Genomic DNA, 6,190 nt, shown 5'->3' with positions numbered 1-6,190 from the left:
CTCTGCCAGTCCTTTTTTGTGACTGGCAGGCTAAAATTTTTATTTTTTTAATTGTCTACTTGACAGGGAGCGGTTCAGTGTTAGGTGATGCCAAATTCTTCAGCATATTTAACAATTCCTGATATTAGGGGAGCATTTTCATAAAGTTTGTATGCCATAAAGTTTTTGCCTGGAACTTCAAAACAGGGGCGAATATCAAATGTTTCAGCAGGTAAATAACCAATCCGGGGGTAGTATTTTTCGCTGCCTAATACAACGGAATAACTATAACCAAGTGTTTGGGCTATTTTATGTCCCTCCAGTATCAGAGAAGTGCCAATACCCTGTCTTTGATATTGGGGCAATACAGATAGCGGAGCCAGTGCTAAACCAGTATGCCCGCTTATTTGCAGCTTGGTAAACATAATATGTCCGACAATCTGTCCATTAATTTCGCATACTAATGACAATTCGGGAATAAATGCATTGCTTTGCCGTAAGGAATTTACTAAATTGTGTTCATTGCCATCGCTTTGTTCAGCGGTTTCAAAAGCATTTTTAACTACCAGATATATGGAGTCATAGTCAGCCGGTTGTTCTGCTCGTATTGTCATAAATATTACCTCATTAATCTTTCAAACTTTACAAGGAGCATAGTATATATGTTTAATGAAAGTCAAGAGAAACGAAGCAACACTAGCCTGCTGTTGTGGGAGCGTTACTTAAACAAAAGAAGTTCGAAAATTGAAAAAACGTATATTTTTGTGTATAATTTAGAAAAGGAAAATAGAACAAGAAAGTCAAACTTGTGAGGAAAATTGGAATGCAAAAAGAATTATCAGAAATGTCCTTAGAAGAATTATGGGAGTTATTTCCCATATTCCTTGTTGCACATGACGATAAGTGGAATATATTTTATGATGAAATCGAATCTTTCTTAAAAAACATATTGTCTGAGTGCCCGGTTGAGAGAATTAGCCATATTGGGAGTACGGCTATATCTGGGATATGGGCAAAGGATATTGTTGATGTACTGATTGAAATATCAAAGGATTCCGATATTCAGAATACTGCAAAGGTAATTGAAAAGAACGGATTTATCCGTATGTCAGCAGAAGAAGATAGAATATCGTTTAATCGTGGATATACGAAAGATGGATTTGCAGATAAAGTTTTTCATGTACACATTCGCTATGCCGGAGATAATGATGAATTGTATTTTAGAGATTACTTGAATAAACATATAAAAATAGCTAAGGAATATGAAGCAATGAAATTGCAGCTGTGGAAGCGGTATGAACACGATAGAGATGCTTATACGAATGCAAAGACAGAGTTTATTAGGAAATGGACGTCAGAGGCAAAAAGAGTTTACGCCGGAAGGTATTGACAGTTCCTTAAGCCGAAAAGGGCTGTTTGGCGGGGAGTTACATAGAAAGAGAAGGCGGTGTAAGGAAATGAGATGCAGGATCAGGAGGACGATTGGATGCAGAATGTGATAGAGGTTCGAAATTTGACGAAGGAATATAAAGCAGTGAAAGCGGTGGACGATTTATCTTTTGAGGTTCAAGAAGGGGAGATTCTGGGTCTGCTGGGACCGAATGGCAGCGGCAAATCTACTACAATGAACTGCATTTTGTCCCTGTTGAATTTTGGCAGCGGGAGCATTCGCATTTTCGGCAGTGAAATGAGGCCGGATGCGTATGAGATTAAAAGGAAAATCGGCGTGGTATTTCAGGATGTGGCAGTGTTTGAGGAGCTGACAGTGTATGAAAATATTGACTATTTCTGCGGACTGTATATACGGGACAAAGCTATCAGAAAGCAGTACATTGAAGAGGCGATAGCGCTGGTGGGGCTGGAAGAATATAAGAAGTTCCGTCCCAGGCAGCTTTCAGGAGGGCTGCTTAGGCGTCTGAATATTGCCTGTGGAATTGCCCACAAACCGAAGTTGATTTTTCTGGATGAGCCGACGGTGGCGGTGGATCCTCAGAGCCGCAACAATATCCTGGACGGCATCATGACACTGCGGAATCAGGGGGCGACGATTGTATACACTACCCATTATATGGAGGAAGTGGAAATTATCTGCGACAGAGTGATTATTTTGGACAAAGGAAAGATTTTAGCAGACGGTACATGCGATTCGTTAAAGAAACTGGCGCGCATCGAAGAGAAGGTTACCGTGGAGACAAATGCCCTGGCGAAGGAATGCCTTGAGGAAATCAGGCAGCTTTCCTATGTAGAGGGGGCGGCATATGACGGGCAGAGTCTGTCAGTTACCTATCGGCAGGGAAAGAATAACCTGATTGAACTTATGGAGTTTTTAAAGAAAAGGAATATCAGCTACAGTAAAATCTATTCTGAACGGCCGACGCTGAACGACGTTTTTTTGGAACTCACGGGAAAGGAGCTGCGAGACTGAATGTTTTGGCATAATTTTAAGTATACGGCAAAGACGCTTTTGGGAGATAAAATGCTGATTTTCTGGACTTTTGCTTTTCCTGTTATTCTGGGCGCTTTTTTTTATATGGCTTTTTCTGACATTGAAGATAGTGAAAAGCTCCATGTGATTGACATTGCGGTAGTGGAAAACACAGGTTTCCGTGAAAGTGAAATGTGGAAGGAATCATTGGAAGCTTTGAGTGACGAGGCGAGCGGAGAGCAAGTATTTTGTACGAAGTATGTGAGCGAAGAGGAGGCGAAACGCCTGCTCTCGGAAAAAGAAATCGCAGGATATTTTATGCTGGCAGATGGAGAGCCACAGGTGACGGTTGCGTCTGACGGGATTAATGAGACAGTGTTGAAATATGTGGTGGAGGAAATTTATCAAACGGAAGAAATCGTGCGAAATACAGCGGAGCGCCGGATACAGCAGGGAGAAATGCCTACAGCAGAATTTTATGAACAGCTCAGTAAAGAGGTTATGAATCTGGTTGACAGTGAAAATGGGGGTATACGGGATATTTCGGGGGCTAATCTGAGTTATACAATGATTGAATTTTATACACTGATTGCAATGACTTGTCTATATGGCGGGATTTTAGGAATGGTGGCGGTGAACCAAAATCTGGCGAATATGAGCAGCAAGGGGAAACGGGTGTCAGTAAGCCCTGTGGGAAAGAGCCGGATGATCCTCAGCAGCGTACTGGCAGGTTATGTGATTCAGATGGTTGGCGTAGCGCTGTTGTTTGCATTTACAATTTTTGTGCTGCATGTGGATTATGGGAATCATCTGCCCCTGATTGTGCTGCTGGCATTGTGCGGCGGACTGGCTGGGCTGTCCGTGGGAATTGCCATTGCGGTTCTTGTAAAATCCGGCGATAATGTAAAGACAGGTATCGTGATTTCCGTGACTATGGCGGGATGTTTTCTGTCGGGGATGATGGGGATTACCATGAAATATCTTGTGGACAAAAATATTCCGCTGCTCAATCTTCTCAATCCGGCGAATATGATTACGGATGGACTGTATGCGCTTTATTATTATGATACATTTGACCGTTACTGGCAGAATGCGGCCAGTCTTCTGGTGTTTGCATTTAGTATGATTTTGTTCTCGGTATTAGGATTGAGGAGGCAGAAATATGACAGTATTTAGAGCGTTCTTGAAAGTGCTGAACCAATGCAGGATACCGATTATTTTATATACAGTTCTGCTGGTTGGGTTCGGCGGTTTTCAAATGCAGACAAATGAGAGCAGTATGGGATTTACGGCAAGCAGACCGGAGATATCTATTATCAATCGGGATGAAAACGCAGGGATTACCCGGGGCTTGCTTTCGTATATGGCAGAGAATTGTGAAATTAGAGAAATGAAAGAAGAGGAGCTGGACGACGCCCTGTTTTATAGGGATGTCAGTTATATTTTGTACATTCCGGAAAATTACGGGAAGGATTTTCTGGAGGGCAGGGAGACGGAGCTGGAAGTCAAAAGCACCGGGGACTATCATTCGTCATATGCGGAGATGCTTTTGTCGCGCTATCTAAAGACTGCAAGGGCTTATGTAAAATATGCGGAGGACGGAGAAGAACTGGCGGCTGCAGTCAGTGGGATCCTGGAAAAACAGGTTTCCGTGGAGGTTACGTCAAAACTGGATACAGGGAATTTAGAGAAAGCGGCGTTTTATTATAATTTCTTGAACTATAGCCTGTTGGCGGGATGTGTGTATGTCATCTGCCTGGTGCTGTCCAGCTTTCGTGAAGAGAAAATCCGCAGGCGAACTGCAGTGAGCAGTATGGACTATCGGAAAATGAACCGCCTGCTGTTGCTGTCAAACGGCTTGTTTGCGTTTGCACTATGGCTGCTCTATGTGATTTTGAGTTTTGTCTTAGTAGGAAAAGTTATGTTCACCGCGCAGGGACTTCTGTATGTGGCAAATTCTTTTGTATTTATGGTATGCTCCTTGGCAATTGCTTTCCTTATCGGGAATCTTGTCGGAAACAAAAATGCACTGAACGGAATCGTTAATGTGGTGGCGCTTGGCTCAAGCTTTCTGTGCGGCGCTTTCGTTCCGGCAGAGTGGCTTCCGGATTCTGTGCTGAAGGCGGCGCATATCCTGCCGTCCTATTGGTATATCCAGACAAATGAGTTTTTGAAAACTATGGAAGATGTCAGCTTTACATCGGTTAGGCCGATCCTTGTCAATATAGGAGTGATTTTGGGCTTTACTCTGATATTTATCGTAGCTGCGGATATCATATCAAAAAAGCGGGAAAAATTTTCGGGAAGGTAAAGTATGGGAAATTGCTGTAGTTTTTTGAATTATAAAAGGACAACAGCCGGCATCGCTAAATGCAGGCTGCTGTCTCTTTTAAAATTAATTTCCTCCGGGACCGTCCTGTCTTGGGCGGGAATCTTCATCTAATTTCGGTACATTATTATCAAATTCGGACGGAATGTCCCGTGATGCGTTAGATGTTCCGGGAAGGTCAATTTCAGGAATATTTCCGTCATCATAGGCAGAAGTGTTCCCTCTGTGGCATGCCTGTGGTTTCATGAGCGTCTCCTTTCTCAAATAAACAATGTTAAAATTGATGCCGTCAGTTCTCAGACTCAGCGACAATATCCTCCAGAACACGTATCAAATCGTGTATGGTATTTAGGGGAACATCGCGTTTCAGTATTTCATTTTTCAGGTCAATGGACAGAGTATCAAACTTCGGGCGTATTTCATCTGAAACATAAGACATAGATATCACCTCGCTGATAGTGTGCCCGAAATACAGATGGTTATGCGTAAGGACAGTAAGCGTGTAAAAACAAAATTTTTTATAGTTGACATCCTGGGTTTTGCGGAATATAATTTCAATACAGCTGAATAGACAGTTCGGCCCGATTGCTCGAGCGTACCATCCTGTCGTTAAACAAAACTAGGGAACCCGATTTTATTGAATCCTGCGTTTTGCGGGATTTTTTTTGCTTTTTTGTACGGCTGAATTGTGATTGGAGGAAAATGTATGAAAGTACTGGTGTTGTCAAGCGGCGGCATTGACTCGACAGTCTGCCTGGCGCTTGCCGTAGAGAAGTATGGCTATGAGAATGTGCTGAGCCTGTCTGTTTCTTATGGGCAGAAGCACAGCAATGAACTGAAAGCGGCGCGGAGGATTGCGCAGCATTATCATGTGAGACATAAGGAACTGGATATGGGGATGATATTTGCGGGTTCAGACTGTACATTACTTGAGGGAAGGGGAGAAATTCCCAAGGGCACATATGCATCCCAGCTTCAGGAGAGTACTGGAAAACCGGTTTCTACCTATGTTCCGTTTCGGAATGGGCTGTTTCTTGCGGCAGCGGCGTCTGTTGCGCTGGCGGATGGATGTGAGAAGATCTATTATGGGGCGCATGCGGATGACAGCGCGGGAAATGCGTACCCGGATACTTCAGAAGCATTTCATGAAGCAATCAGCCGGGCAGTGTATGAGGGGAGCGGAAAGCAGTTGGAAATCGAGGCTCCATTTCTGTATAGCCATAAGGCAGATGTGGTTCGGGCAGGGATGGAACTTCAGGTGCCCTTTGCATTCACCTGGTCCTGCTATGAAGGAGGGGAGAAGGCGTGTGGAAAATGTGCGACCTGTATGGATAGGATGAATGCGTTTGCGCTAAATGGAATTCAGGACCCGATAGAATATGAGTCCAGCTAATAAATGTCAATAGGTAAATGAAAAATATTTTTCTTCTAAAAAAGGGCAGACTTTCCCCTTGGTG

8 protein-coding genes are annotated in these 6,190 nt (G+C 43.4%); 5 read left to right on the top strand and 3 right to left on the bottom strand.

Annotated features, from left to right (window positions below):
* Positions 1–80: 80 nt before the first annotated feature.
* The gene (locus tag NFR99_RS14495; protein ID WP_135977055.1) at positions 81–593 is read right to left on the bottom strand and encodes a GNAT family N-acetyltransferase; all 513 of its coding nucleotides are present in this window, start codon (positions 591–593) and stop codon (positions 81–83) included.
* Between the two features lie 209 nt (positions 594–802).
* Here NFR99_RS14495 and NFR99_RS14490 point away from each other — a divergent pair, with 209 nt between their 5' ends.
* From NFR99_RS14490 to NFR99_RS14475, 4 genes are all read left to right on the top strand, one after another.
* Positions 803–1,369, top strand: a complete 567-nt coding sequence (locus NFR99_RS14490) for a GrpB family protein (protein WP_120486810.1) — start codon at positions 803–805, stop codon at positions 1,367–1,369.
* 96 nt (positions 1,370–1,465) lie between these two features.
* Complete coding sequence (locus tag NFR99_RS14485) at positions 1,466–2,404, top strand: ABC transporter ATP-binding protein (RefSeq protein ID WP_251353999.1); 939 nt, start codon at positions 1,466–1,468, stop codon at positions 2,402–2,404.
* The gene (locus NFR99_RS14480) at positions 2,405–3,580 is read left to right on the top strand and encodes an ABC transporter permease (protein WP_251353998.1); all 1,176 of its coding nucleotides are present in this window, start codon (positions 2,405–2,407) and stop codon (positions 3,578–3,580) included. It begins immediately after the preceding gene.
* Positions 3,567–4,715 carry an ABC transporter permease gene (locus tag NFR99_RS14475; protein ID WP_120486813.1) on the top strand — a complete coding sequence of 383 codons (1,149 nt, stop codon included), beginning with the start codon at positions 3,567–3,569 and terminating at the stop codon, positions 4,713–4,715. The genes NFR99_RS14480 and NFR99_RS14475 overlap by 14 nt, the downstream gene beginning before the upstream one ends.
* A gap of 84 nt (positions 4,716–4,799) precedes the next feature.
* On the opposite strand, the gene NFR99_RS14470 is transcribed toward NFR99_RS14475, so the two are convergent.
* Both NFR99_RS14470 and NFR99_RS14465 read right to left on the bottom strand, forming a co-directional pair.
* A complete protein-coding gene (locus tag NFR99_RS14470) occupies positions 4,800–4,979 on the bottom strand; it encodes a hypothetical protein (RefSeq protein ID WP_120486814.1) in 180 nt (59 codons plus the stop codon).
* 43 nt (positions 4,980–5,022) lie between these two features.
* Entirely contained in the window at positions 5,023–5,172 is a 150-nt protein-coding gene (locus NFR99_RS14465) for a hypothetical protein (protein WP_168354861.1), read from the bottom strand.
* Between the two features lie 267 nt (positions 5,173–5,439).
* Here NFR99_RS14465 and queC point away from each other — a divergent pair, with 267 nt between their 5' ends.
* Complete coding sequence (gene queC, locus NFR99_RS14460) at positions 5,440–6,126, top strand: 7-cyano-7-deazaguanine synthase QueC (protein ID WP_120486815.1); 687 nt, start codon at positions 5,440–5,442, stop codon at positions 6,124–6,126.
* Positions 6,127–6,190: the final 64 nt, after the last annotated feature.

Source organism: Hominisplanchenecus murintestinalis, from assembly GCF_943193015.1.
In the GTDB taxonomy this organism is placed as follows: Bacteria; Bacillota; Clostridia; order Lachnospirales; family Lachnospiraceae; genus Hominisplanchenecus_A; species Hominisplanchenecus_A murintestinalis.
This window is presented reverse-complemented; position numbering and strand designations above follow the sequence as displayed.

Bases quoted from the DNA above. Each gene is read 5' to 3' on its own strand.
- NFR99_RS14480 (WP_251353998.1), top strand. From the start codon at position 2,405: ATGTTTTGGCATAATTTTAAGTATACGGCAAAGACGCTTTTGGGAGAT.
- NFR99_RS14495 (WP_135977055.1), bottom strand. From the start codon at position 593: ATGACAATACGAGCAGAACAACCGGCTGACTATGACTCCATATATCTG.
- NFR99_RS14490 (WP_120486810.1), top strand. From the start codon at position 803: ATGCAAAAAGAATTATCAGAAATGTCCTTAGAAGAATTATGGGAGTTA.
- queC (WP_120486815.1), top strand. From the start codon at position 5,440: ATGAAAGTACTGGTGTTGTCAAGCGGCGGCATTGACTCGACAGTCTGC.
- NFR99_RS14485 (WP_251353999.1), top strand. From the start codon at position 1,466: ATGCAGAATGTGATAGAGGTTCGAAATTTGACGAAGGAATATAAAGCA.
- NFR99_RS14475 (WP_120486813.1), top strand. From the start codon at position 3,567: ATGACAGTATTTAGAGCGTTCTTGAAAGTGCTGAACCAATGCAGGATA.
- NFR99_RS14470 (WP_120486814.1), bottom strand. From the start codon at position 4,979: ATGAAACCACAGGCATGCCACAGAGGGAACACTTCTGCCTATGATGAC.
- NFR99_RS14465 (WP_168354861.1), bottom strand. From the start codon at position 5,172: ATGTCTTATGTTTCAGATGAAATACGCCCGAAGTTTGATACTCTGTCC.